The organism is Cohnella sp. GCM10027633, from assembly GCF_042675445.1.
Taxonomy (GTDB): Bacteria; Bacillota; Bacilli; order Paenibacillales; family Paenibacillaceae; genus Cohnella.
The window spans coordinates 731,919-755,587 of sequence record NZ_JBHTGV010000001.1; the positions used below are offsets into that span (position 1 = coordinate 731,919).

At 61.6% G+C, this 23,669-nt stretch carries 28 protein-coding genes; 6 read left to right on the plus strand and 22 right to left on the minus strand.

Annotated elements, in window-relative coordinates; all coding sequences use genetic code 11:
- Nucleotides 1–15: 15 nt before the first annotated feature.
- The 13 genes from ACFQZG_RS03235 to ald form a co-directional block, all read right to left on the minus strand.
- Nucleotides 16–1,653 (minus strand): spore germination protein, encoded by a 1,638-nt coding sequence (locus tag ACFQZG_RS03235; protein WP_378149912.1) that lies wholly within the window; start codon nucleotides 1,651–1,653, stop codon nucleotides 16–18.
- Between the two features lie 33 nt (nucleotides 1,654–1,686).
- Nucleotides 1,687–2,112, minus strand: coding sequence for a stage V sporulation protein AB (locus ACFQZG_RS03240; protein ID WP_378149914.1), 426 nt, complete (start codon nucleotides 2,110–2,112; stop codon nucleotides 1,687–1,689).
- Nucleotides 2,105–2,749 (minus strand): stage V sporulation protein AA, encoded by a 645-nt coding sequence (locus ACFQZG_RS03245; RefSeq protein ID WP_378149915.1) that lies wholly within the window; start codon nucleotides 2,747–2,749, stop codon nucleotides 2,105–2,107. The genes ACFQZG_RS03240 and ACFQZG_RS03245 overlap by 8 nt, the downstream gene beginning before the upstream one ends.
- 233 nt (nucleotides 2,750–2,982) lie before the next feature.
- Complete coding sequence (sigF, locus tag ACFQZG_RS03250) at nucleotides 2,983–3,741, minus strand: RNA polymerase sporulation sigma factor SigF (RefSeq protein WP_378149916.1); 759 nt, start codon at nucleotides 3,739–3,741, stop codon at nucleotides 2,983–2,985.
- Nucleotides 3,742–3,766: 25 nt separating this feature from the next.
- A complete protein-coding gene (spoIIAB, locus tag ACFQZG_RS03255) occupies nucleotides 3,767–4,213 on the minus strand; it encodes an anti-sigma F factor (protein WP_378149917.1) in 447 nt (148 codons plus the stop codon).
- Nucleotides 4,210–4,563, minus strand: coding sequence for an anti-sigma F factor antagonist (gene spoIIAA, locus ACFQZG_RS03260; protein ID WP_378149919.1), 354 nt, complete (start codon nucleotides 4,561–4,563; stop codon nucleotides 4,210–4,212). Before spoIIAA ends, spoIIAB begins: the two co-directional genes overlap by 4 nt.
- 141 nt (nucleotides 4,564–4,704) lie before the next feature.
- Complete coding sequence (locus ACFQZG_RS03265) at nucleotides 4,705–5,841, minus strand: D-alanyl-D-alanine carboxypeptidase family protein (protein ID WP_378150432.1); 1,137 nt, start codon at nucleotides 5,839–5,841, stop codon at nucleotides 4,705–4,707.
- A 245-nt stretch (nucleotides 5,842–6,086) separates the two neighbouring features.
- Entirely contained in the window at nucleotides 6,087–6,272 is a 186-nt protein-coding gene (locus ACFQZG_RS03270) for a hypothetical protein (protein ID WP_378149921.1), read from the minus strand.
- A gap of 558 nt (nucleotides 6,273–6,830) precedes the next feature.
- A complete protein-coding gene (locus tag ACFQZG_RS03275; RefSeq protein WP_378149923.1) occupies nucleotides 6,831–7,658 on the minus strand; it encodes a purine-nucleoside phosphorylase in 828 nt (275 codons plus the stop codon).
- A 27-nt stretch (nucleotides 7,659–7,685) separates the two neighbouring features.
- Nucleotides 7,686–8,861 (minus strand): phosphopentomutase, encoded by a 1,176-nt coding sequence (locus ACFQZG_RS03280; protein ID WP_378149925.1) that lies wholly within the window; start codon nucleotides 8,859–8,861, stop codon nucleotides 7,686–7,688.
- A gap of 36 nt (nucleotides 8,862–8,897) precedes the next feature.
- Nucleotides 8,898–9,860: a tyrosine recombinase gene (locus ACFQZG_RS03285; protein WP_378149927.1), complete on the minus strand. Its 963-nt coding sequence runs from the start codon at nucleotides 9,858–9,860 to the stop codon at nucleotides 8,898–8,900.
- A gap of 29 nt (nucleotides 9,861–9,889) precedes the next feature.
- Nucleotides 9,890–10,123 carry a DUF4227 family protein gene (locus ACFQZG_RS03290; RefSeq protein ID WP_378149928.1) on the minus strand — a complete coding sequence of 78 codons (234 nt, stop codon included), beginning with the start codon at nucleotides 10,121–10,123 and terminating at the stop codon, nucleotides 9,890–9,892.
- Nucleotides 10,124–10,192: 69 nt separating this feature from the next.
- On the minus strand, nucleotides 10,193–11,311 hold the full coding sequence (ald, locus tag ACFQZG_RS03295; protein ID WP_378149929.1) for an alanine dehydrogenase: 1,119 nt from the start codon (nucleotides 11,309–11,311) through the stop codon (nucleotides 10,193–10,195).
- A 151-nt stretch (nucleotides 11,312–11,462) separates the two neighbouring features.
- Here ald and ACFQZG_RS03300 point away from each other — a divergent pair, with 151 nt between their 5' ends.
- The gene (locus tag ACFQZG_RS03300) at nucleotides 11,463–12,578 is read left to right on the plus strand and encodes a S8 family peptidase (protein WP_378149930.1); all 1,116 of its coding nucleotides are present in this window, start codon (nucleotides 11,463–11,465) and stop codon (nucleotides 12,576–12,578) included.
- Here ACFQZG_RS03300 and ACFQZG_RS03305 read toward each other — a convergent pair.
- Both ACFQZG_RS03305 and ACFQZG_RS03310 read right to left on the minus strand, forming a co-directional pair.
- On the minus strand, nucleotides 12,575–13,039 hold the full coding sequence (locus ACFQZG_RS03305) for a glutathione peroxidase (RefSeq protein WP_378149932.1): 465 nt from the start codon (nucleotides 13,037–13,039) through the stop codon (nucleotides 12,575–12,577). The genes ACFQZG_RS03300 and ACFQZG_RS03305 overlap by 4 nt on opposite strands.
- Entirely contained in the window at nucleotides 13,026–13,523 is a 498-nt protein-coding gene (locus ACFQZG_RS03310; RefSeq protein WP_378150433.1) for a MarR family winged helix-turn-helix transcriptional regulator, read from the minus strand. Before ACFQZG_RS03310 ends, ACFQZG_RS03305 begins: the two co-directional genes overlap by 14 nt.
- A 205-nt stretch (nucleotides 13,524–13,728) precedes the next feature.
- On the opposite strand from ACFQZG_RS03310, the gene ACFQZG_RS03315 reads away from it, so the two are divergent.
- Complete coding sequence (locus ACFQZG_RS03315) at nucleotides 13,729–14,205, plus strand: glutathione peroxidase (RefSeq protein ID WP_378149933.1); 477 nt, start codon at nucleotides 13,729–13,731, stop codon at nucleotides 14,203–14,205.
- A gap of 116 nt (nucleotides 14,206–14,321) precedes the next feature.
- Here ACFQZG_RS03315 and fur read toward each other — a convergent pair whose 3' ends face one another.
- The 4 genes from fur to ACFQZG_RS03335 all read right to left on the minus strand — a co-directional run bounded on the left by fur (nucleotide 14,322) and on the right by ACFQZG_RS03335 (nucleotide 17,363).
- On the minus strand, nucleotides 14,322–14,780 hold the full coding sequence (gene fur / locus ACFQZG_RS03320; protein WP_378149935.1) for a ferric iron uptake transcriptional regulator: 459 nt from the start codon (nucleotides 14,778–14,780) through the stop codon (nucleotides 14,322–14,324).
- A gap of 114 nt (nucleotides 14,781–14,894) precedes the next feature.
- Nucleotides 14,895–15,545 carry a stage II sporulation protein M gene (gene spoIIM, locus ACFQZG_RS03325; protein ID WP_378149937.1) on the minus strand — a complete coding sequence of 217 codons (651 nt, stop codon included), beginning with the start codon at nucleotides 15,543–15,545 and terminating at the stop codon, nucleotides 14,895–14,897.
- Between the two features lie 76 nt (nucleotides 15,546–15,621).
- The gene (locus ACFQZG_RS03330) at nucleotides 15,622–16,797 is read right to left on the minus strand and encodes an endonuclease Q family protein (protein ID WP_378149938.1); all 1,176 of its coding nucleotides are present in this window, start codon (nucleotides 16,795–16,797) and stop codon (nucleotides 15,622–15,624) included.
- The gene (locus ACFQZG_RS03335) at nucleotides 16,794–17,363 is read right to left on the minus strand and encodes an NUDIX hydrolase (RefSeq protein WP_378149940.1); all 570 of its coding nucleotides are present in this window, start codon (nucleotides 17,361–17,363) and stop codon (nucleotides 16,794–16,796) included. The genes ACFQZG_RS03330 and ACFQZG_RS03335 overlap by 4 nt, the downstream gene beginning before the upstream one ends.
- Before the next feature lie 124 nt (nucleotides 17,364–17,487).
- On the opposite strand from ACFQZG_RS03335, the gene mciZ reads away from it, so the two are divergent.
- The gene (gene mciZ, locus ACFQZG_RS03340; protein WP_378149942.1) at nucleotides 17,488–17,637 is read left to right on the plus strand and encodes a Z-ring formation inhibitor MciZ; all 150 of its coding nucleotides are present in this window, start codon (nucleotides 17,488–17,490) and stop codon (nucleotides 17,635–17,637) included.
- A 14-nt stretch (nucleotides 17,638–17,651) separates the two neighbouring features.
- Here the strand turns inward: mciZ and ACFQZG_RS03345 are convergent, their stop codons facing one another.
- Nucleotides 17,652–18,419, minus strand: coding sequence for an anti-sigma factor domain-containing protein (locus ACFQZG_RS03345; protein WP_378149944.1), 768 nt, complete (start codon nucleotides 18,417–18,419; stop codon nucleotides 17,652–17,654).
- Between the two features lies 1 nt (nucleotide 18,420).
- Nucleotides 18,421–19,017, minus strand: coding sequence for an RNA polymerase sigma factor (locus ACFQZG_RS03350; protein ID WP_378149946.1), 597 nt, complete (start codon nucleotides 19,015–19,017; stop codon nucleotides 18,421–18,423).
- A 201-nt stretch (nucleotides 19,018–19,218) separates the two neighbouring features.
- Between ACFQZG_RS03350 and ACFQZG_RS03355 the strand changes: the two genes are divergently transcribed.
- The 3 genes from ACFQZG_RS03355 to ACFQZG_RS03365 are packed head-to-tail and all read left to right on the plus strand — an operon-like array spanning nucleotide 19,219 to nucleotide 22,419.
- Complete coding sequence (locus tag ACFQZG_RS03355; RefSeq protein ID WP_378149948.1) at nucleotides 19,219–20,385, plus strand: COG1470 family protein; 1,167 nt, start codon at nucleotides 19,219–19,221, stop codon at nucleotides 20,383–20,385.
- Nucleotides 20,386–20,438: 53 nt separating this feature from the next.
- Entirely contained in the window at nucleotides 20,439–21,377 is a 939-nt protein-coding gene (locus ACFQZG_RS03360; protein ID WP_378150434.1) for an ABC transporter ATP-binding protein, read from the plus strand.
- Complete coding sequence (locus ACFQZG_RS03365; protein WP_378149950.1) at nucleotides 21,361–22,419, plus strand: ABC transporter permease; 1,059 nt, start codon at nucleotides 21,361–21,363, stop codon at nucleotides 22,417–22,419. Before ACFQZG_RS03360 ends, ACFQZG_RS03365 begins: the two co-directional genes overlap by 17 nt.
- Before the next feature lie 68 nt (nucleotides 22,420–22,487).
- Here the strand turns inward: ACFQZG_RS03365 and ACFQZG_RS03370 are convergent, their stop codons facing one another.
- Nucleotides 22,488–23,624 (minus strand): M20/M25/M40 family metallo-hydrolase, encoded by a 1,137-nt coding sequence (locus ACFQZG_RS03370; RefSeq protein WP_378149951.1) that lies wholly within the window; start codon nucleotides 23,622–23,624, stop codon nucleotides 22,488–22,490.
- Nucleotides 23,625–23,669: the final 45 nt, after the last annotated feature.

Below are 23,669 nucleotides of genomic sequence, written 5' to 3' on the forward strand. Positions count from 1 at the left end.
TTTGCACTTCCGCGTTCAGGAAGGCTGCTTGCGGCTGTCGAGCGTCCGGTAAATGGACAGCCGCTTCTTGTTGGAAGCGAGCGGCCTCCGCACGATGACCGCCCACAACGCCTTTCCGTTGAAAGGCAACAGCGGCCATAGATACGGCGCGTTGAACGAACGCTCCACGGCGAGGTAGACGAACACGAACGTCGTCCCGACGACGAAGCCGATGCTCCCCATGAAAAAGACGCTCAGCAGCAACCCGATCCGCACGATCCGGTTGGCGAGCCCTAGCTCGTAACTCGGCGTGGCGAACATGCCGATGGCCGACACGGACATGTACAGAATGACCTCGTTGATGAACAGTCCCGTCTTCACCGCGATGTCGCCGATCAGGATCGCGGACAGCAGCGTCATCGCCGTGACGAGGGGCGCCGGCGTATGAACGGCCGCCAGCCTGAGCAGGTCGACCCCGATCTCGGCGATCAGGAATTGCAGGATCAACGGAATCGTTCCGGTATTGTCGGCCCCGATGAAGGACAGCCATTCCGGGCGCAGCGTCGCGTTCTGGCTAAGCAGGAACCACAGCGGCATCAAGAACAGCGACGCGGCGATGCCGAGGAACCGAATCCACCGCAAGTAGGTGCCCATGAACGGATTCTGGCGATTTTCCTCCGCGTGCTGCACGAGATCGAAGTACGTCGTCGGCAGCAGGATGGCGCTCGGGGACGTGTCCACGATGACCGTCACGCTGCCGTTCAGCAGCTGGGCGGCGACGACGTCGGGGCGCTCCGTGTAGCGGACGAGCGGGAACGGGCTCCATGCGCCCTTCACCGTCATCTCCTCGAGCTCCTTGTCTGCCAGCGGCAAGCCGTCGATGTCAATCGCCTTGATCTTGTCCCGTATCGATTCGATCAACTGCGGGTTTGCGATATCCTCGATATAGCCGATGCATAAGTCCGTCTGCGTGCGGCGCCCGACCTTCATCATCTCGAACCGGGCTTTCGGGTCGCGCAGCCGGCGGCGGATGAGCGCCACGTTCACGAGCAGCGTCTCGGTGAATCCGTCCTGGCTGCCCCGGACGACCTTCTCGAGCGAAGGCTGCTCCGGATTTCTTCCAGGGTACTGCTTCGCGTCGATGAGCAGCACTTCGCTCTGTCCGTCGACGAAGAACGCGGTGTTGCCCGCGAGCACCTGGTCGATCATCTGCCGGAACGACCCCGTCACGGTCACTTGGATCGCCGGAACGTAATGCTCCAGGAAGGAGTGCAGCGCGTCTTGGCTCATGCTGCCCGGCTCCAGGTACGTCAGCCGCTTCAGAATCTCCGTAAGCGCCGTATCCTTGGCGAAGACGCTCAGGAACAGCAGCGCGATCGTCTTCTCTCCGACGACCATCTCGCGTACCTGCACCTCGAAGCTCTTCTCGAAGCCCATCGCTTCCTTGAGCGATTCCTTGAACGCGTCGAGCCGATCCGGAATATCGTCGTCTTCCCTTTGCTCCGGCCCGCCGTCGCTCCGCTTCGAGGCAGCCTTCGTCTCCGTCCGGTCCGCGCGCGGGCTATCGTCGTCCGGCGAATCGCCTCGCTGCCGGCCCTTATCCCTCTCGGGCTCCTGCGTTCCGAGCATGCCCGCGTGGGATAAATCCATGCTGTCGTGTTCCGTCGTTTCCATGCGTTCACTCCTCGTTCGAATGCGTATTTTCCGTTAGGGGCCGATCCATAGCCAATCGACGAACGAACCCGTCATTTTACCTAAGACCAGCGCCAGCAGCAGAGAGAAGAGATACGGCTTCAGCCGCAGCCGCTTCGCCAGGATCGGCAGCACGTTCAATACCTCCGTCAGGGCGGCCGCGAACATGCCGACGAACAATCCTTGGAACACCGAGGGCAGCAGCAGCGCCGGCGCCGGCAGCCGCATGCCCCAATCGAACAGGTCGGCGGAGCTCCAGTACAAGGCGCCGAACAGGATGCCCGACTCGAACCACGCCGATCGGCGATGAGCCCGGGTCAATTGGACGAGCCGCGGAATAAGGTCGAGCACGATGAGCAGCGCGACGAACGCGCTTCCGACCGTGAAGCCGCCGGCCAATCCGACGATCGCGAGCAGCACTCCGTGCAATGCGTCAATCACGGCGCTCTCCCGCATGCTTCTCATGCTTCTTGCGGTATTCCTCGGTAATGACGAAGTGGTTGACGCTCTCCTGGTACATGAACATCTCCACTTCCAGCGGATTCGGTTCGTCGTTCAGGCGGCGGCGCAGCAGTCGGTTGAAGAACAGCAGCATGCCGAGGCCGACGCCGAGCGAATACGGAATCTGGAACAGCCACGGATGGTCGGTCTTGCTGCCGGTAATGAGCTCCGTAATGCGGCGCTGAACGGCGGGCATGTTGACGTCGGCATGGAAGTTCATCATCGCCATGCCGGAGCCGAAGAAGAGAAGAATCCAGGAGAGGACGAGCAGCCACATCCGGGGCTTCACCTCGCCGCCGGACGCGATCTCCAGCAGCACGTGCGGCTCGCCGAACGTCTCGATCGTGAGCCCGGGCTCGGCCTCGCGAATCGCCTTGACGACTTGCAGCATGTCGATAAGCAACAGGTTGCCGTCGCTCTCCGAGACGCGGTGAAGCGGCAGTCGCAGCAGCCGCTTCTCGAGCCGCGAATCGACGACGAGGCGGGCGACGTCTCCGAGAAGGACGGCGGAACCCGGCTTCACGACCGCCCGTCTGCGCATGCGTACGTACACGACGACAGGTTCCAGCCGTTCCATCGGCTCCCTCCTTTTCGGGTAGTATGCCCAGGAAAGTCATGAATACGCCAAAAAGACCCGCTCGACGGGGGCCGTCCCTGCAGCAATTGAATCTCCCTCCGGCCGCTGTCGCGTCCAACCAATCTCGAACGATTTCGAATGGTCGATTGTCGGACGCAAAGGCGGACGTAAACTCCTCCGGGAGCTTCATTGCTTACGGGACTCCGTGTCGATGGGTCTTCGGGCTTCATGACTTACTGGGCGATTTGGTTCTTGATCGATTGAAGAATCTTCTTCTCCAGCCGGCTGACTTGGACTTGGGAGATGCCGAGCCGGCCGGCGACTTCGGACTGCGTCTGGTCGCGGAAGTAGCGGAGATACACGATAAGCCGCTCGCGTTCGCTCAACCCTTGGATCGCTTCGGTAAGCGCCAGCTTGTCGAACCACTTCTCCTGCGACTCGTCGGCGATCTGGTCCATGAGCGTGATCGGATCGCCGTCGTTCTCGAACACGGTCTCGTGAATCGACGCGGGCGGCTTGTTCGCCTCCTGCGCGAAGACGATTTCCTCCGCGGTCACCCCGAGCTCCTCGGCGACTTCGCCGATCGTCGGCGCTCGGCCGAGCCGCTTGGACAGCTCGTCCTTCGTCTTGCGGACGCGGTTCGCCATCTCCTTCAGCGACCGGCTCACCTTCAGCGTGCCGTCGTCGCGGAGGAAACGCTGGATTTCCCCGATAATCATCGGCACCGCGTACGTGGAAAACTTCACTTCGTAGGACAGATCGAATTTATCGACGGACTTAAGCAGCCCGATGCATCCGATTTGAAAGAGATCGTCGCTGTCGTACCCCCGGTTCGCGAACCGTTGCACGACCGACCATACCAGCCTGATGTTGCTGTTAACGAGCGTGTCCCGCGCGGTAACGTCTCCGGATTGACTGAGCGCGATGAGGCGCTTCACTTCGCTGTCATCCAAATACGCCGGCGGAGACGATCGCTTCCACTCCAGTTCCATGCCTCCAACCCCTGCCGCACGGTTATTAATTGAATAACGCTTTTTTGGACTCGATCCGCTTCTTCATCCGGAGCTTCGTGCCCCCGCCTTGGCTCGTCTCGACTTCGAACGCGTCCATGAAATTCTCCATGATCGTGAAGCCCATTCCCGACCGTTCCAACTCCGGCCTCGACGTGAACAGCGGCTGCCGGGCCAGCTCCAAATCCTCGATGCCGGCGCCTTCGTCCGAGATGGACAGGCTGAACGTATCGCCCTCGATATCCGCTTCCACGGAGACGAGTCCGTCCACGCTGCCGTTATAGCCGTGAATAATCGCGTTCGTCACCGCTTCGGAGACGACCGTCTTGATTTCGTCCAGCTGCTCCAGCGTCGGATCCATCTGCGAGAGGAACGCCGCGACCGTGACCCGGGCGAACGCTTCGTTCTCGGAACGGCTGGCGAAGACGACTCTCATATAGTTGCGTCCGCTCATGATACGACCTCCAGACTGGCGATGGCCGTCCGTTCGGTCTCGTACACCGACAGGATCTTGAACAAGCCCGAGAGCTCGAACAACCGTTTCACGCCCGTTTGAATGTCGCTGACGACCATTTTGCCGCCGCGGCTCTTCACCAGCTTGTAGCGCCCGAGAATGACGCCGAGGCCCGAGCTGTCCATGAATTGCAAATCCTTCAGGCTGAGCACGACGTGGTCGACGCGTCCCCGAAGAATCGCGTCCTCCATCTTGAACCTGACGACGTCCGCGGTGTGGTGATCCAATTCCCCTCTAAGCCGTACGATCAGTACGTTGCGGTGCTGCTCCAGCTCGACCTGTAAGCTCATGCGCTTATTCCCCTTTCGCTGCATTAGCTGCATGGTCAGTCAATTCTACGGGGGCGGCTCCCATTCCTGCCCTCCGACAAAACTAGAAGCAACGTTCGATATCGCGACAAAATGCGGCACCGGCGCGCGCCGGAAGGCGCCTTAATCCGCCAGGAAAAGCTTGCCCGACGCCCGCTTGAACAGCGTCCACCAGCCGGCTTTAGAGATTGCGACCGGCGATTCGACCGGGAACTCCTTGATCACCTCGTCGTTGCGGTAGACGACGAGCTTGCCGACCGGATCGCCCGCCTGCAGCGGCGCCTTGACGCGGTCGAGGACGAGCTCGTGGCGGATGCCTTTGCCCGCGTCGCCTTTGCGCAGCAGAATGCTGTACGAATGCTTCGCGACGAGCGGCACTTTCTTCGTCTGGCCTTTCTCGACCGCGAGCTCGCCGATGGCGTCGCCTTTCTTGTACAGCGGCACGTTCGTGTATTGCGCGAAGGCGAAGTCGAATAGATGCGATACTTCCGCGTTGCGGGACTTCGTGTTCGGCTCGCCCATGACGACGGCGATGAGCCGCAGGTTGTCTCTGCGCGCGGTCGCCGACAGGCAGAACTTCGCCTCGTTCGTGTAGCCGGTCTTCAGGCCGTCCGCGCCGCTGTAGAACCGGACGAGCTTGTTCGTGTTGACGAGCCAGAACGGTTTCTCCGAGTTTTTGCGCAGATGGTCTTGATAGAGGCCGGTATACTTCGTGATGCCGTCGTACTTGAGCAGCTCCCGGGACATGATCGCGATGTCGTGCGCGGAGGAGACGTGCCCCGCCGCCGGCAATCCGTTGCAATTCTCGAACTTCGTGTTCTTCATGCCGAGCTGCTGCGCCTTCTCGTTCATCATGGCCACGAATTGCGGTTCGCTGCCGGCGATCTTCTCCGCGAGCGCGACGGACGCGTCGTTGCCGGAGGCGAGGGCGACTCCCTTCAGCATGTCGTCGACGCTCATCTCTTCGCCCGGCTCGAGGAAGATTTGCGAACCGCCCATCGATGCGGCGTATTCGCTCGTCTGCACCTTGTCGGTCAGCTTCAGCCGTCCCTCGTCGATCGCTTCCATCACGAGCAGCATCGTCATGATTTTCGTAATGCTGGCGGGCGGCAGTTGGACATTGCTGTTCTTCTCGTAGATGACTGTGCCGCTATCGGCATCCATAAGAATCGCGGATTTGGCGCTGGCGGCCAGACCGGCGATCGGCTTCGCGGCTTGTCCTTTACCTTCCTCTGCGGCCCAGACCGCGGACGGCAGCATAAGCAGAGCGGCTAACGCGACGACGAACCCTCGATACCCTAATACGCGAAATCGGCTTGCCTTCAATGATGCCTCTCCTCTCGGCCGGATTGCGGCCATGTTGTCTTGTCTTCTTCCCATCATTGTGTCCTTCGGGCAAGCAATATATTCCATTCCGCGTGCGCGAAAAAATAATGCCGCCATCCCCTTCGCTCAGGAGGGGCGGCGGCATGCGGCGTGCGGCGTGCGTAAATCGCGAAGGCGTCCTAAACGACCGCGTCGACTTTGGTCTGCGGCGCGACGGAGCACTTTTTGCACACTTGTATCGTCTTCCTGCCTGCGGGCGTGCGCGGATAGAGCAGCTTAATCCGCGTCGCTGCGCAGATCGGGCACGTCCCCCGCCCTCGCGACGGCAAGTTATAGAGCGCGTGTCCCCGTTTTTGTTTCGCCATGGCCAACTTCCTCCCCAACTCGTCGTAATCGTACACTTCTAATAGATGCGGACGACCTATCGGAATATGACGGGAAGCGAGTGCGTAGTTCGGGTAAGTCGAACTGGAGAGCGGAAAGTGAGCGGAGGAAGACGCGGAGTTCGGGTTAGTCGAACTGGAGAGTGGATTATGAGCGGAGAGAGACTCGGAGTTCGGGTTAGTCGAACTGCAGACGAATTTTCAGGCTGCTAGGTTCGCGCAGTTTGGATTAATCAAACTGTAACTCGGCGGGACCGCGTTATATCGCCTGGATTGCGACTCTGGAGCGATTTAGCCCGGCGGAACCGCGTTATTCCGGTTACTGACCCAAAGGGATAGTGACGATAAGGGCTCGCGCACTCACCTACCGCCCTGACCCGAGGGGATAGTGACGATAAGGACTCGCGCGCTCACACGTCGCCCCCCATCCTCCGCATCCCTCCTGACCCAAAGGGATAGTGACGATAAGCGGCGCAACACGCAAAGCAAAAATAAGCCTCCCCCGTCCCAAAGGACAAGAGAGGCTTCCGCGACGCTTCGTTACATTTTCGGCAACACGTTCAGCACGAGCGACAGGAACTGCTCTTTCACGAGCTCCGTCGTCTCCATCACTTCCTCGTGGGACAAAGGCTGGTCGAGAATGCCCGCCGCCATGTTGCTGATGCACGAGATGCCGAGCACCTCGATGCCGGAATGGCGAGCGACGATGACTTCCGAGACGGTGGACATGCCGACCGCGTCGGCTCCGATCGTGCGAAGATATCGAATCTCGGCCGGCGTCTCGTAGTTCGGTCCGAGCAAGCCGGCGTAGACGCCTTCTTGAACCGAGAAGCCTAGCTCCGCTGCGGTCTCCTTGGCGATGCCGCGCAATCTGCGGCTATACGCCTCCGACATGTCGGGGAAGCGCACGCCGAGCGCGTTGTCGTTCGGGCCGATAAGAGGATTGCGTCCGGTCAAGTTCAGATGATCGGAGATGAGCATCAGGTTGCCCGGCTTGTACGACAGATTGACGCCGCCGGCCGCGTTGGTCACGAGAAGCGTCGACACGCCGAGCGCCTTCATGACGCGAACCGGCAACGCCGTGCGCTCCGGCTCGTAGCCTTCGTACATGTGGAACCGGCCGCGCATGAGCGCGACGCTGCGCCCTTGCAGCCTGCCGATGATAAGCTCGCCGGCATGGCCTTCTACCGTCGACACCGGGAAGTGCGGGATGTCCTCGTAATGGAACGTTACCGCGTCCTCCAGCTCGTCGCCGAGCACGCCCAGACCGGAGCCGAGAATGAGTCCGATCTCCGGCGCTATGGATGTTTTCGAGCGGATATAAGCCGCCGCTTCATCGATGATTGCTTTCGTAATTAAAGTCGACATTCGAAATCTCTCCTCTGCGTCACGTAATTATCGTAATTGCTGCAAGAAGCTATGCCCGTGCGTCGCGTACGACAAGCCGAAATTATCGGCGATCGTCGCCGCCAAGTCCGCGAAGCTTGCCCGCGTCTCCATCCGTCCGCTTCCCTCGAACCGCGGGCTGTAGACGAGCAGTGGCACGTACTCTCGCGTATGGTCCGTTCCGGGATGAACCGGATCGTTGCCGTGATCGGCCGTAAGGATCAGCAGGTCGTTGCTTCCAGTGGCGGCCATCAGCTCGGGCAGTGCGCGGTCGAACGCTTCGAGCGCCTTGCCGTACCCTTCCGGATCGCGCCGGTGGCCGTACAACGAATCGAAGTCGACGAGGTTCGTGAACAGCAGCCCGCGGAAGTCGCCTTGCATCTCGCGCGCCGTGACGGCGATGCCGTCCTCGTTGCTCTTCGTCGGAATCGCTTTCGTAATGCCCTCGCCGCTGAAAATATCGTTGATCTTCCCGACGGCGATCACGTCCAGCTTCGACTGCTTCAGCGCGTTCAGCACCGTCGGCTGCGGCGGTTTCACCGCATAATCGTGCCGGTTCGACGTCCGCTTGAACGCGCCCGGCTTGCCGACGTACGGACGCGCGATGACCCGTCCGACCGCGTATTCGTCGGCGAGCGTCAGCCTGCGGGCGATTCGGCAGGCGTCGTACAGCTCCTCGAGCGGGATGACGTCCTCATGAGCGGCGAGCTGGAACACGCTGTCCGCCGACGTATAGACGATCCACGCACCGGACTTCATCTGTTCTTCGCCGAGCTCGTCCAAGATTTCCGTGCCCGACGCCGGCTTGTTGCCGATGACGGACCGCCCCGTCTCCTCTTCGAACGCCGAGAGCAACGAAGCCGGGAAGCCGTCCGGGAACGTACGGAACGGCGTATCGATGCGCAGCCCCATCAGCTCCCAGTGGCCGGTCATCGTATCTTTGCCGACGGATACTTCGGCCATTTTGCCGTGGTAACCGACCGGAGACGCGTCTTCCGCCCAATCCGCGATCGGCGCGATATTCGCCAACCCAAGCCTTCTCAAGTTCGGCAGCTCCAGATCCGGTTTCCGCTCGGCGATATGTCCGAGCGTATGCGAGCCTGCGTCCCCGTAAGCCGGCGCGTCCGGCAATTCGCCTATGCCGACGCTGTCGAGCACGATTACCGTTATTTTATCGAATGCCATCTCGAGCTCCCCTTTGCCTTATATCCATTCGTTCCGTTACGTCCGAGCGCGCGGGTGGTTCCGCTCGTACACTTCCTTCAGCTTCAGCTTGACCGGCTGCTGGTACGCCTGCGTCGTCGACGGAGCCGCGTGCCCGAGCATCTCCTGCACCGCCCGCACGTCCGCGCCGTTATCGAGCAGGTGAACCGCGAAGGACTGCCTGAGCGTGTGGGGAGAGATGTCCGTCCCGAGCAACGCCGCGTATTTTTTCATGATTTTCCAGAAACCTTGCCGCGTGAGCCGACCCCCGAGATTATTGACGAAGATCGCCGATGAAGGCTTGTCCGGATGCAACAGCCGAGGCCGCGCTTCCTCCATGTACCTTGCCATCCATTCGGTGCAATGGGAACCGATCGGCACCATGCGCTCCTTGCCTCGCGACCCTAAGCATAGCAAAAAACCCATATCCAGTCGAATATGGCCGACGTCGAGCGAGATCATCTCCGAGACGCGCAAGCCGGACGCGTACAGCAGCTCCAACATTGCCCGGTCTCTGATCCCTTGGCCCGTACGAACGTCCGGCAGCTCAAGCAGCCTGACCATGTCGTCTTCGGACATCGGTTGCGGGGGCTTCCGCTCGACCTTCGCGGCTTCGAGCTGCATCGCCGGGTTCAAATCGAGCGCGCGCCGGATCGCGAGCTCGTTGCAGAAGGCCCGAATAGAGACGATTCTGCGATTGATCGTCGCCGCGGAGCGCCCGTCCGCGCGCAACCGATTCAAGTACGTCTGAATATGATACGTCCGTAGCTCCGGGGGCTTCGTCACTCCCGCCCGTTCCATCGCGCCGACGAAGTCGTTCAAATCGCTCGCGTAGCCGTTCAAGGTATTCGCGGACACTTTGCGTTCCCGCTCCATCTCGCTTACGTACGCTTCCTGCCACTCCCGCAGCGTCGTCATTCCGTCTTCCTCGATTCTGTTCGCATGTAACGGCATGACCGCCGATGTATGCAACAATTCCACGCCGAAGCGGCGGAATCCTGCAAGTCTCGCTATTCTCCCAACCAATAGAACAGCCGAAGCCGGTCTCCCGGCGACCCGGACGGGTCGTTGCCCTCCCCCGATTCGAACACCTTCTCCGCCTTGCCTTCCGGCACCTTGTACGGATCTCTCGGATGCAGCCACCCATGGAAGATGCTGAAAAAATGATGAACGAACACCGTAAGCACGACGAAAAGGAGCGTAAACTGCAGCCGCTCCCACCATTTGTACACGGATTCCCGCATGACGACTCCCCCTTCTTGTCCACGACACGGTAATTAACCGTATGAGAAGAAGGGGGAAAACATGACGGCTTAGCCGAGCAAGTCGTTGAGCGCCGTATACGGCAAGCCGATCGCTTGCGCGACGCTCGCGTGAGTAATGGCTCCGCCGTGCGAGTTGACCCCGAGCGCCAGCGCGGGATTGCCGACTGCGGCATCTCGGAAGCCTCGGGAAGCCAACTGCTGCACGTAGTCGATCGTGACGTTCGTCAGCGCGAGCGTCGACGTGCGCGGCACCGCGCCCGGCATATTCGCCACCGCGTAATGAATGACGCCGTGCTTCTCGTAAGTCGGATGCTCGTGCGTCGTTACCCGGTCGATCGTCGCGATCGAACCGCCTTGATCGACCGCGACGTCGACGATGACCGCGCCCTTCTTCATCGTCTTGACCATCTCTTCGGACACGAGCCGCGGCGCTCTCGCCCCGGGCACGAGCACGGCGCCGATGAGGAGGTCGGCTTTGCGCACCGCGTTCGCGATGTTGTAAGGGTTGCTGGCGAGCGTACGAAGGCGGCCTTGGAACACGTCGTCCAGATATCTCATCCGCTCGCCGTTCTTCTCGACCACGACGACTTCCGCGCCGAGGCCGAGCGCCATCTTGGCGGCGTTCGTTCCGACGATGCCTCCTCCGATGATGACGACCTCCGCGGGCGGAACGCCGGGGACGCCGCCGAGCAGCACGCCGCGCCCGCCGAAGAACGCCTCGAGGTATTTCGCTCCCTCTTGCACGGACATCCTTCCCGCGACTTCGCTCATCGGCACGAGCAGCGGCAAGCTGCCGTTCGGAAGCTGGATCGTCTCGTACGCGATGCCCGTTACTTTGCTGTCGAGGAGCGCCTTCGCCAAGTCCGGCGCCGCGGCCAGATGCAAGTAAGTGAACACGAGCATGCCTTCCCTGAAGTAAGAGAACTCGGCCGGAAGAGGCTCCTTCACCTTGACGATCATCTCCGCGACGGCCCATACTTCAGCCGCGGCGGCGACGAGCTTCGCCCCGGCCGCTTCGTATTCCGCGTCTGCGAAGCCGCTTCCTTCCCCTGCTCCCGTCTGGACGACAACCTCATGCCCTTGCTGAACGAGCATGCCGCAGCCGGCCGGGATGAGCGCGACTCGATATTCCTGCAGCTTGATCTCCTTCGGCAACCCGATGATCATGCTTCTTCCCTCCCGTTGGTTCAAGATACCGACGTCTTCGCATCGATTATTCCGCACGCTTAGGATGTCCAGCTAGACGATCGCGCACGTCATCGGGGACGCTGCCATACTTTACAACAGTATACGCATCGAATAACGAGGAGGACGCCCATTGAACGGTTTAGCCGCCCGCCTGCGCGCGTGCGCACGCCGCAAGCCGTCAGCGAATACGGTACGGACGATCATCGGATTCAAGCGCCGCCATGACTATCGCCGCTGCCGCCGTCATCTGGCGGCCATCGGCGTTCATCCCGTCAAGCAGTCTCGCGCGATGCACATGTTAACCTACCATGCCGATCCGCGTCGCGACCGCAAGCTGCTGCAAGGTCATCCGCGGATCGCGTTCGTCGAGCGGGACTTCAAGGCGAAGGCGCACCCGATCCGGCGCGGGAAAGGCGCGAGAGCGATCGTGCCTTGGAACGTAAGAAGGGTGCTGGCGCCTAGGGCATGGATATCCGCGCGCCAAGGCAAATGCGTGCGGATCGCCGTTATCGACACCGGCATCGCCGAACACCCCGATCTGCGCATCGCAGGCGGGGTGAATACGATCGGCGGCCTTTCGTTCGCGGACGATAACGGCCATGGCACGCACGTCGCCGGCATCGCCGCCGCTACCGGCAAGCACAAGCTGTACGGCACGGCTCCGCGGGTCAAGTTATATGCGGTCAAAGTACTCGACGCGAACGGCGAAGGCTACGTGTCCGACATCGTCCAAGGCATCGAATGGTGTCTCGCCCGCGGCATCCGCGTCATGAATATGAGCTTAGGGCTCGGAGCGGACAGCAAGGCGCTTCGTACCGCCGTAAGAAGAGCGAGGCGGAAAGGGGCGATCATCGTCGCTTCCGCGGGCAACGACGGGCCTTCGAACCGCGCGATCGATTACCCCGCCCGTTACCCCCAGACGATCGCCGTTGCGGCGACCGACCGCCGCGATAAGATCGCGTCGTTCTCCAGCCGCGGCGGAGGCATCGATGTCGCGGCGCCGGGCGTCGATATCTGGTCTACGTTCTTGGACGGCGGCTACGCGTACGGATCGGGCACCTCGATGTCCTCGCCGCACGTGACCGGAGGAGCCGCGCTGCTGAAGGCGATTCGGCCGCGCAGCTCGCCGTGCGACGTCATCCGGGCGATGAAAGCATCCGCGAAGCCGGTCGGCAACCGCCGAATCGCGGGTTGCGGCCTGCTTCGGATCGCCATGGCGGCGCGCATCGCCAGGAAGCCCCGTTAGCGAAGAAGCTGCTCGATCTGCTCCGTAAGGTCGAGCGGCTTCACCGTCGGCTCGAATCTCTCGATGTCGAGACCGTCCGCGCCGACGAGAAATTTCGTGAAGTTCCATTGGATGTCCTCGCCGGACAGTTCCGTTAAATACTTGAATAGCGGCGCCGCTTGCTCGCCGTTGACGTCGATCTTCGCGAAGATCGGGAACGTAACCCCGTAGTTCAGCGTGCAAAATTGCGCGATCTCCTCGGCGCTTCCCGGCTCTTGCGCGCCGAACTGGTTGCACGGGAAGCCGACGATCGTCAAGCCCTTGTCCCCGTAGGTTTCGTGAAGCTGTTGAAGCTCTGCGTATTGCGGCGTCAACCCGCAGGCGCTTGCCGTGTTCACGATAAGCACCGCTTTGTTCTTGTACGCGCCCAGCGTCGTTGTTTCGCCGTTCGACTTGCGAATCTCGTACTCATAGATCGTCATATTGTATTTCCTCCTCGGTTTGGGTATCGGTTTGGGTATCGGTTAGAATATCGGGTTGCATGCTCGTCACCAAGCCCACGATATGAAGGCGAAGCGCGTCGGCCGCTTCCATAGACAAGCCCTCTTGGCAGAACATGCGCCGCGGCACTTCCATCGCTTCTTCCTTCAAGCGCCTTCCTTGCTCCGTCAACGTAATAACGACGCTTCGCTCGTCGTTCTTGTCCCTAGAGCGGACGAGATGCCCCATCGTTTCCAGCTTCTTAAGCAGCGGCGTCAACGTCCCCGAATCGAGCTGAAGTCTGGCGCCGAGCCGTTTGACCGTCACCTGGTCTTGCTCCCACAGGACGAGCATCGTGATGTATTGCGTATACGTAAGTCCCAGCTTCTTCAAATGCGGCTGATACCTCTTCGTGATTTCGCGCGATAGCGCGTAGACCGCGAAACATAGCTGATTATCCAAGCGTAATGCTTCGTCGCGATTCATGTCGTTCCGCTCGCTCACCTCGTCTGCACCCCAATCAATTGCATGCAATTTAATTGATGAATCTCACTATAGCACCGCAAATATGCCGTGTAAAGGGTTGACTTCTTCATTTTGATTGTATACAATTTAATTTGTAACAACCTTTATATGCGAGCGACAAAGTGACACCATACCGATCACGACTTTTTCTAAGGGGTGCGAACCGATGTCTATCTATGATATCCAAGTGAATTCGATTCGCGGCGAGCGGAAGGACTTGTCCGACTACCGAGGCCAAGTGATGCTCATCGTGAACACCGCCAGCAAATGCGGGTTTACGCCGCAATACAAAGGGCTCCAGAAGCTCCACGAGACTTACAAAGACCGCGGCCTCGCGGTGCTCGGCTTCCCGTGCAACCAATTCGCCGGCCAAGAGCCCGACGACGAAGCGACGATCGCCCAAGCCTGCGAGCTGAACCACGGCGTCACCTTCCCTCTTCACGCCAAGATCGACGTGAAGGGCTCCGGCATTCATCCGTTATACCGGCATCTAACGAAGGCGAAGCGCGGTTTCCTCGGCACGAAATCGGTGAAGTGGAATTTCACGAAGTTTCTCGTCGACCGCGACGGCCGCGTCGTGCGCAGATTCGCTCCGACGGAGAAGCCGGAGCAGATCGAGAAGATCATCTCGCAGTACCTCTAATCGTCGATCCAATCCGTGAAACCGCGATCCGCGAAATCAAAAAAGGCTATTCCGTTCGGCGAGACGCCGTCCGGGATAGCCTTTGCTGCATGTATGTCTCTTATCGATCAGGACGATTATTGTTGCTCCGGCGGATTGTCCGGCTGGCATTTCGCGCAGATGCCTTGGAAGTCGAGTCGGTGGTCGAGCACCGTGAACCGGTATTCGCTCTCCAGACGTTCCTCGAGCGGCAACAGCCAATCTTCCATAATCTCCGTCATCGATCCGCATTTCACGCAAATCAGATGATGGTGGTGGTGCTTATTGCTCTCGGTTCGCAAATCGTACCGGGCGACGCCGTCTCCGAAATTCATTTTCTCCACGACGTGCATCTCGCTAAGCAGCTCGAGCGTCCGATAGACGGTAGCGAGTCCGATCTCCGGCGCTTTATCCTTTACGAGCATGAATACATCCTCGGCGCTCAGGTGATCTTCCTCGTTCTCCAGCAGCACGCGCACCGTCGCTTCCCTTTGCGGAGTCAGCTTGTAGCCCTGGGATTGCAGTTGTTGCTTTACTTTTTCAATGCGGGCTTCCATGATTTCCCCTCCGGTCGCAGACACAGCATGCTTCCATTATAGGGCGCGCCCGTTCGATAAGTCAAACCTCAACCTTGCATAATCGTCGACGATTCGCTTGCGCTTGTCGGATCGTCACCGTAATTCGCCGGCAATCGACGTATTCGCGACCGGCGTTACGTGCTCTAGCAGCTTCGGCGCGACGAACGCTTCGTATAGCGAGGCGCATAGCAGCATAACGAGCATGAGGGCGGTGACCGCCGTATGCGCGAGGAACGGAGGCAGCAGCTGCCCCTTCTTGCGGAGCAGCCTCTCCCGAACGATGAAGGAAGCGAACCGCGATGCCGATACGCTGGCGATCATAAGCGCCGGCACGACGATCGCGTTCTGCGGCGCCGCCGACGCCAGGAAGAAGAGCACGCCCTTCCACGCGAGCTGCTGGATGAGCAAGGCGACGACGAAGCCGATCAGCATCCCTTTCAGAAAATCGAGCACGAGCACGAGCGGCAAGCCGATGACCGACAACCCGAGCAGCCAAATCAGGCCGAGCCACTTCCCGTAGAAGACGAAGCTGTCCCGGAACGCCTCCCACCCGTCGAATTGGCCGGCGTCCTTGACGGCGGACATATAGACTCCCATCTGATCGGCGAGCTCCTGTTGCTGATCGAGCGTCAGCGCGCCGGCCAGCAGCACGCCGAAGACGGCTCCGACGACGACCAGAGCGAACATAAACGCGTATAGATTCAAATTGTCGCGAGCCGACATATTCCATAGCCGCACCTTCACGGGCACGCCCTCCTTGTCCTTCCCGCATCGGGTCGAAACGTAGTTCGTACCTATGCTTATGCGGACAAGCGTGCCGTTATGATCGTCCGATCTTGCCGTACGCGCCTCCGGCGCCTGCCGTGAACGCAAGCTCGCCGCGGCGGGCACAGGCGATCAGCTTGGCGATCTTCTGGCCGCAGACGGCCTCGAGCGCGGCTTCGGGCGCCCGGTGGAGCACTTCCATCTCCGTCCCGACTTCCGTCAGCAGCTTCGCGCGCATCGAAGGTCCGACGCCCGGGAAGAAGCTCAGCGGCACTTGCGGCTTGTACGGCGCGCGGCCGACGGGCGATGACCCCTCCTCGCGATCGGCAAGCCTGTCGATGCGGCCGGAGACGCCTCGCACGAGCTTGCGGCCGCCGCACGACGGGCAAGCCTCTTCATCCTCGGACTGTAGCGCGGCATGGCAGGATAGACAGTAACTCGAATGATACTTGCCCAGCTGCGGGTGCAAGCCGTAGTTCGCGACGATGCCGCGGCCCTCTTGACCGGCTAACGCAAGCCGCAGCTCCTCGAACGAAGGCCGGGCCAGCAGCAGCTCGTTGCATTCGCGGCCGATCATGCCCGTCGAGTGGGCGTCCGAGTTCGTTAAGAGCGGATAGCGATCCAGCTGGGACAATCGGCTCGCCATCTCCGCGTCGGCGCTGAGCCCGAGCTCCACGGCCGCGATCCCGTCCGGGTCCAATCGGTCCGCCAAGCGATCGGCCGAACAGCCCAGCAAGCCGCGGTGCGGGGTGAAGACATGCGCGGGCGCGAGCATGCCGCCTCGGGCCAGCAGCTCGCGCTGCAGCTCCCTCCCGGTCGCTCGAACGCGCTGCGAGCTTAAGTTCACGTTCGTCACGAGCGGGTTCAACCACCGCGTCCATTCCTCCATCGCGGCAAGATCGGGCAAGTAGCCGAGCAAATGGTAAGGTCCTCCGCCCTCGTCTCTCACTTCCATCTCCGCCCCGAGCAACAGCGTCGTCTCCCGGTACCGAATCCCTCCGCCTTCGACTTCCTCCATCTCCCCGTTGTCGAGGCATGCGCGAATGTCCGCCTGAACCGCGGGAGATTGGCAGTCGATGATGCCGATCAGCCCGATCCCCTTGCGCTCGGATGCTTCCTGCGCGATCGATCGGAACGTCAGCGCCTTGCTCCCGCTGATCTTGACCGGTTGCCCGCCTTCGCTGCGGCCGATATGGACGTGCAAGTCGGCGAAGATCCGCTTAGGCGTCATTCCCACTTGCCGGTCAACGAATAGAGGCGCCACGCGTAGACGGCCATCAGCGTCTTGGCGTCGCAGATGAGACCGTCCCGCACGTAGGCCAGCGCCTGCTCCAACGTTATCGCTTCGCACGTGAGGAATTCCTCGTCGTCGAGATGGACCTCCCCCTTGCTCAGCTCATCGGCGACGTATAAATGGATGATTTCGTCGGCGAAACCCGGCGACGTCGAGAATTCGCTCAACTTCGTCAGCTTGGCCGCCTTGTAGCCGGTCTCCTCCTCGAGCTCGCGCATCGCCGCCGTCTCCGGCCTCTCGCCCCCGTCCAGCTTGCCTGCCGGAATCTCGACCTGCGCATTCTCGAGCGGCTTGCGGAACTGTTCGACGACGAGCAGCTTGCCGTCCAACAGCGCCACGACCGCCACCGCGCCGGGATGGCGTACGATCTCCCTCGTCGCGGTATCGCCGTTCGGCAACCGGACGGTATCGACTTGCAGATTGATGATGCGTCCTTCAAAGATCGGCTTCGTCGAGAGCGTCTCCTCGTAAAAAGCGTGCTTCGGTTTCGTGTTCTCGCTCATTAATGATTTCCTCCTGTCATGAAAGCCCCTGTCGGCACATAGCTTCAACATATAAGCTTGTCCGCCGAATTGCAAGCGTCGGTTCCGCGGTCGGCCCATCCGAAGCGAAAGAGGTGCGTCAGCCTTGCTCAAAAAATACGCCACGCCGTGTCAGCTTCGGTTCGTCGGCAAAGCATGGGAGATCCGTCAGGCGCTTCGACAGGAGCAAAAAAGAAAGGGCGGCGATATGACGCTCGCCGCCTTGCTTCGCCACGCGGTTTCCCCGGGCAAGTAGCCCAACGCCTCCCCTTATTGCGACAGCCGCACGGTCGCGCTGCGCGGCGACGTCGGAGCCGTGCTGCCGCCCTTCGGCTCGATAGTGAACGCGACTTCCTCGTACGCGGGCAGCCGTCCGTTACGGGAATACAAATGGCCCTGGTCGCTATGGAATTCGAGCAAGCCGAGGTTCGTCAGGCGGTCGTCGAGGTTGCCCCACGCCTGCACGTCCAACCGATCGGAGGGAAGCAATCCTTCGAGCAGCAGGAACATCTCTCCCGTCCGCCCGTTCACCCACGCCGTCGCCGACGGCCGCCCCGCGCCAAGATCGCCCGATGACGCGACGCCCGCTCCCTCCAGCGCGTAGACGACCGTATCGGAACGCGCCATGAGCGCCGCTCCGTTCGGCTCGTAAGCGGCCGCGTACGCTTGCGCCGGCTTCCGCTGCTCCGCTTGCCCGGATTGCCGCTCCAACAGCGAGGGAACGGCGAGCATGAACGCGATCGCGCACGCGGCGGCCGCGATCCATCCGCTTCCCGTGCCGAGCTTCGCGGCCCGGCGTCGCCAACCGACGCGCCGGACTTGGGTTCGCAGCAATCGCTTGCTCTTCTCCGCCTCCGGTGGCAATGCCTCGGACAAGCTCTCTTCGCCGAGCAGCTCCCGCCATTCCTGCAGCGCCGCCACGCAATCCGCGCAGCCTTCGAGATGGCGACTCATCGCGTCGCAGGTGCCCGCGGGCGGATTGCCCCGCAGCCAATCGATCAACCATTCCTCCGGGACGCCGCATCGGCGCTCATCCATGTCAACCCATCCCTTCCTCTCCGATCCAGCCGAGACGTTCCATCGTCTTTCGCATATGGTGCAGCCCGTACCGCACCCGGGACTTGATCGTCCCGACCGGCACCTGCCACGCGTCCGCCAAATCCTTGTGCGTGCGATGGCCGAAGTACGCGGCCGCGATCGTCTGCCGCTGCTCGCCGGGCAGTTGCGCCAACGCTCCGCGCAGCGCCTCCCGCTCCAGCTTGCGGATGACGCGATGCTCCGGCAGCCCGATCGCCGTCTCTTCCTTCGTTTCGGCGGGTTCCTGCTGCTCGAGCGCGATTTTGCTGCGCTTGCGCAGCCGGTCCATGCACCTGCTCTTCGCGAGCACCGCCAGCCAAGCTTCCGCCGAGCCGCGCGCCGGGTCGTACTTGTCCGCGCCGGCGATGACCGCGAGCAGCACGTCGTGACAGACGTCCTCCGCCTCCATGCGGTCGCCGAGCAGCTTGCGCGACAAACCGTAGATGAACGGCGCCGCCTTCGCGTAGAACGCGTCGAATGCGTCCTCGCAACCTTCGCGAACTTGCGCGAGCAGCTCCGCGAGCTCCCCGTGCGAGCGGCTATCCTTCTGCGAATCCATCGTAACCACCTCTCGGGTAACTTTGTTTGCTTAATTCCATAGATATCAAAATTTCGTCGCCGCGCAAACGGTCTCCCGGTTTTTTTATCTTCCTTTAAGCTTCCGCTAAGCAAAAATTTAACTTCCGGACCTAAATCCGCGAGCCGCCTCCGCGCGTAATGGGGATGAAAGATCAATCTCGCCCAGGAGGGGTAAACGAACATGTCAAGGTTAACCTGCAAGTTGAAAACCCATCTCGTCCTCGCGTTGGCTGTCGGGCTGACGCTCGGGCTGGCCTCCGCCGCCGCACCCGCGTCGGCCGCATCCGAAGCCGCGCTCTATACTCCGTACACGTACTTGTCGGCATCGCCCGGAGAGACGCTTCGCTACGATATCGAGCTGATCAACGGAACGGACGATATTCGTGCTGCTGCCCTGTCGTTCGACTCGGGAGGCAAGGACTGGGGCTACGAGCTGACCGCCGGAGGCCATCCGATCCGCGAAATCGCGGTGAAGGGGGGTTTGTCGGAAACACTTACCCTATCGATTGACGTACCGTACGAAGTGAGCAAAGGAGACTATCCTTTCACGTTGAATGCGGGCTCGTTCGGCAGCCTCGGGCTGAAGGTAAACGTCGCGGAAGGCGGCACATACGAATCGGAGCTGAAGATCGAGCAGCCGAACCAGCAAGGGCACGCCGATACGTCGTTCACGTACAGCTTGAGCCTCGACAACCGCACCGCGGCGAAGCAGCAATACGCCCTGGCCGCGGAGGCGCCTGCCGGCTGGGACGCCCGCTTCACGGTCGGCGGTGAGAGCGTCACGTCCGTCGACATCGAATCGAAAGCCTCGAAGACGGTGACGCTCGCCCTGACGCCGGCCGACAGCGCCAAAGCCGGCACGTACGACATTCCGGTGCACGCGGTCAGCGGCGACACGTCGGCGGACGCGCATGTGCAGGCGGTCATCACGGGCACGTACGGCATCAGCCTGACGACGGCAGACGAGCGGCTGAGCGCGGATATTACGACCGGCAAGGAACGTAACCTCGAGCTCGTCGTCAAGAACACCGGCTCCGCCGAGCTTACCGACGTGACGCTGACGGGCGAGCCTCCCGCGAAATGGGATCTGAGCTTCGAGCCGAAGACGATCAAATCGCTGAAACCAGGCGAGCAGACGACCGTGACGGCGAACGTTAAAGCGTCGGGCAAGGCGCTCGCCGGCGACTATGTCGTCAGCCTCGCGGCGCAATCTTCCGCCAAGACGGCGGACGCCGCCGTGCGAATGACGGTGAAGACGTCCGTGCTCTGGGGTTGGGTCGGCGTGCTCATCATCGCGGCGGTGCTCGGAGGTGTATACGCCTTGTTCCGCAAGTACGGGAGGCGGTAATCGTGACGACTCGCGCTACCGCCCCCGTCATCGAGCTGAAGCGGCTGACGAAGATGTACGGGGCATTCACCGCCGTCGACGGCCTCGACCTGGACATCTATCCGGGCGAAATCTACGGCCTGCTCGGGCCGAACGGCGCCGGCAAGACGACCACGATCCTCATGATGCTCGGCCTCGCCGAGCCGACGTCCGGCATCGCGAGCGTGTGCGGCATCGACGCGACGCGCAATCCGATGCAGGTGAAGCGCAAAGTCGGCTACATGCCGGACGACGTCGGCTTCTACGACGACCGCACCGCGCTCGACAACTTGATCTATACGGCCCGGCTGAACCGCATCCCGGCGGATGAAGCGCGCCGGCGCGCCGAATCGCTGCTTCAACGCGTCGGATTGGCCGAGGCGGCCCGCAAGAAGGTCGGCGCCTTCTCTCGCGGCATGCGCCAGCGGCTCGGGCTCGCGGACGTGCTGATCAAGCAGCCGCAAGTCATCATCCTGGACGAACCGACGCTCGGCATCGACCCGGAAGGCGTCCGCGAGCTGCTGACGCTCATCCGCGACTTGAGCCGCAACGAAGGGCTGACCGTGCTGCTGTCGTCGCACCACCTGCATCAGGTGCAGCAAATCTGCGACCGCGTCGGCCTGTTCGTCCGCGGCAAGCTGATCGCGTCGGGAGATATCGAGACGCTGGCCCGGCAGCTCGACGGCGCGTCAACGTTCCGCGTCGACATGAGCGTCTCCCCTTGGAGCGCGGATCTCGAGCAGGCGTTGCTGGCGGTCGAACGCGTCGGCCGCGTCGAAGTAGCCTCGGACGAAGGCGCGAACGGCACGGTCAGCGTCACCGTGACCGGCGAAGGAGATGCCCCGGTCGAGCTGGCGAGCGCCGTCGTCGCCCGCGGAGCGGCGCTGCACGCCTTCATTCCGCGAGTCTACGGACTCGACGACATCTATCACCGCTATTTCGAAGGAGGGACCGCTCGTGAGCGTCTGGGTTGAGAAGCTTCGCCCTCGGCTCGCCGGCATGTTCCGGGGACCGCGCTCGGCGGCCGAACGCACGGTAGACGCGGAACGCGCCCGTCGTGCGCCGCCGTTCTGGGTCATCGTCCAGAAGGAGTTCGGCGACCATATCCGAAGTTGGAGATTCGCGATTCTGCTCGGCATCGTCGTGTTGGCGTGCGTCGGTTCGATCTATACGGCCGTCACGGCGCTGAAGGACGGCGTCGCGGCAGACGGGGGCGGCACGGACACCAGGTTTCTGTTCCTAAGCATGTTCACCGTCTCCGACGGTACGCTTCCCAGCTTCCTGACGTTCCTGTCGTTCCTCGCGCCTCTCATCGGCCTGTCGCTCGGCTTCGACGCGATCAATACGGAGCGCGGCAGAGGGACGCTCAGCCGCGTGCTCGCTCAGCCGGTCCATCGCGACGACCTGCTGAACGCGAAGTTCGTCGCCGGACTGCTGCTCATCGCCGTCGTCGTCTTCTCCCTCGGCTTCCTCGTCATGGGCATGGGCCTGTTCACGATCGGCTACCCGCCGTCTCCGGAGGAGTTCGGACGCGTCGTGCTCACGCTGCTGCTGACGACGGTATACGTGGGCCTATGGTTGAACGTCTCGCTCTTCTTCTCCGTCCGGTTCAAGCAGGCCGCGACTTCGGCGCTGTCGGGCATCGCGCTCTGGATCTTCTTCCTCGTGTTCTACGGCATGATCGTCAGCATGATCGGCAACGCGACGGCACCGACCGATCCGACCGACGCTGCGGCCGTGCTCGGACAGTCGCGATGGATGACGCTGCTGGAGAGGCTATCGCCCGCCAACCTGTTCCAAGAGGCGGCTTCCACGATGCTGCTTCCCGACGTGCGGACGCTGAGCTCGTTCGTCACCCAGGAGCAAGCATACCGCGCGATTTCCGCTCCGCTGTCGCTCGGACAGAGCGCCCTACTCGTCTGGCCCCACGTCGTCGCGCTCGTCGCGGAGACGGCGGTCATGTTCGTCGCGTCGTACTTGCTGTTCATGCGTCAGGAAGTGCGCTCAAGATCTTAATGGTTAATAAAAAAAACAGGATGGAGCAGATGTAAAATCCGTTCCATCCTGTTCTCGTTATGGATGCACTAACCGTTGCGCCGGACCGTCTCCACGACGATCGCGACGACCAGCTCCGTCACTTTGACGATATCGTCGGCTTTGATCCGTTCCTTCGTCGTATGGATGTCCTCGTACCCGACCGCGAGGTTGACCGTCGGCACGCCGTTCCCGTTGAACATGTTCGCGTCGCTGCCGCCGCCTGAACCGAATTGGCGAGGCGTGAGTCCGATGCGCCCGATCGCCGCCTTGGCGACCTCGACGACTTCGTCTCCGTCCCCGTACGAATACGCCGGATAGATCGTGAGCGACTGGAACTCGAAGGTCGCTCCGTACTCCGTAGCCGCGGATGCCACCGCTTCGCGCATCAGCTCGACTTGGCGATCCATCTTCTCTTGCACGCGGCTGCGCGCCTCGGCGTAGATCTTGATCGTGTCCGTTACGATGTTCACTTCTCCTCCGCCTTCGAACCGGCCGATGTTCGCGGTCGTCTCGTCGTCGATGCGGCCCAGCTTCATGAGCGATACGGCCTTGGACGCGACCTGAACGGCGCTGATGCCGTCCTCGGGATTCACGCCGGCGTGCGCGGCCTTGCCGCGGATCGTAATGAATTGGCGCGAATTCGTCGGCGCCGCGACGGCGATCGCCCCGACTTCGCCGTTCGAATCGAGCGCGTAACCGAACTTCGCGCGCAACCGCGAGCCGTCCATTGCCCGGGAACCGAGCAAGCCGGACTCCTCGCCGACGGTGATGACGAACTGAATCGCCCCGTGAGCCGTTCCGTTCTCACGCAGCTGTCGGATCGCTTCGAACATCGCGGCCAAGCCGGCCTTGTCGTCGGCGCCGAGAATCGTCGTTCCGTCCCCGCGAATATAACCGTCTTCGTCGAGGCGAGGTTGTATGCCTTTGCCCGGATTTACCGTATCCATATGGGAGGTGAACAGGATCGCCGGCACGCTCTCTTGTCCCGGCGTAGCGGGCAGCCAAGCGAATAGGTTGTTCGCGCCGTGCCCGATCGTGGCGCCGACGTCGTCCTCCGTCACCTCGAGGCCGAGCGCTTCGAACTTCGCGCGGAGCGTCTTGGCGATTTCCGTCTCGTATTTCGTCTCGCTATCGATGCGGACGAGCTCCATGAACTCGTCGATCAGCCTTTGTTTCTGAACCATGATCTTTCCTCCTGGCGATGCTTTAATTTATAATAGAACGTAAGA